This window comes from Endozoicomonas sp. ONNA1 (assembly GCF_024606325.1).
In the GTDB taxonomy this organism is placed as follows: domain Bacteria; phylum Pseudomonadota; class Gammaproteobacteria; order Pseudomonadales; family Endozoicomonadaceae; genus Endozoicomonas_A.
Genome location: NZ_JAHHPN010000265.1, coordinates 1 through 1,058, shown reverse-complemented (window position 1 = coordinate 1,058; position 1,058 = coordinate 1). Strand labels below are relative to the sequence as shown.

General features: G+C 46.0%; 1 protein-coding gene. It reads left to right on the top strand.

All coding sequences use genetic code 11. From position 1 onward, the window contains the following. The coding region (locus tag KDK19_RS06195; RefSeq protein ID WP_257291572.1) for a hypothetical protein at positions 1–1,058 on the top strand (1,058 nt) is incomplete at both ends.

The following is a 1,058-nucleotide window of genomic DNA, read 5'->3' as shown; positions in this document are numbered from 1 at the left end:
CCTATCTTTTTTTGTTGATGATCACTCGCATTTCAGGTCTCGAACTATGTCGGGGTATTAACTACCGTATTTTATCGCTTGGCAGGGCCGAAGAAATCTTCAGAAATCACCCGCTGAACCTCACTGTGCCTGTACCTGATCCAGACCAGCTCCGGAACAACCGGGAAACACTCTGGCCCCGAAGCGCTCTTATTGAGTTATCGCAACGTATTAAACCTAAGATCGTCTATTCCGGAATGGCCAGTGCTGCACAGGCCCAGATTCTCAATCATATGAAGCAACATGGCAGCTTCACTCTGGCTTTCTATGATAATTTTGATCCCATTACCAAAAAGGAATATGTACAGGCATTTCTGAAAACAATTCAAACCCTCGATGAATTCCATATTCCCAGTGCTGCAACCGCAGAAAGCTTCAACGATCTTGTATTTTGCCCCAATCCCCTCTACATGATATCCGGGCAACCGGCGCTTGAGGCCTGGGATGATATTTACCGACAAACAGATAACCAATCTCTCCGCCTTGAACTAAACCTTGGTCCCAATGAGTCTGTTGTGGTATTCGCCGGTGGCTATGACGACACGTATGAAGAGTATTTCAGAGTCTTTATTGAAGCCACCCGAAAGCTACCGTCCGTGACCTTTCTGGTCACCCATCACCCTAAGACCGATGGTGAGGTCGAGCGACGCTGGATTAAGGAAAGAGGTGCCGGGAATGTCCGGTTAATGGAAAAGAATCGCAATTCAACCGTTGTTCTCACAAAAATATCTGTTGCTGTTATGGTTCATAAATCCTCTATTGGAACAATGGCATACTATAAAAGAAAACCTGTTATTTACATTGCTGAACCAGGAACAGACAACTTTCTGATCCGCGAAAAGGCGGCCTTTCTGGCTTCTACTCCGGAAGAAGTGGTCAAAAAGTTTCAGTCTGCCATTGCCGGTGATAACCAGCTTATCTCACTGGAATCGCTGGGTATACCCGCCAAACAGCCTTCCTTGTCTATTGCCATCGAAATCGAGACTATTTTGGAGGATATGAGACGATCAGAGTCCGAT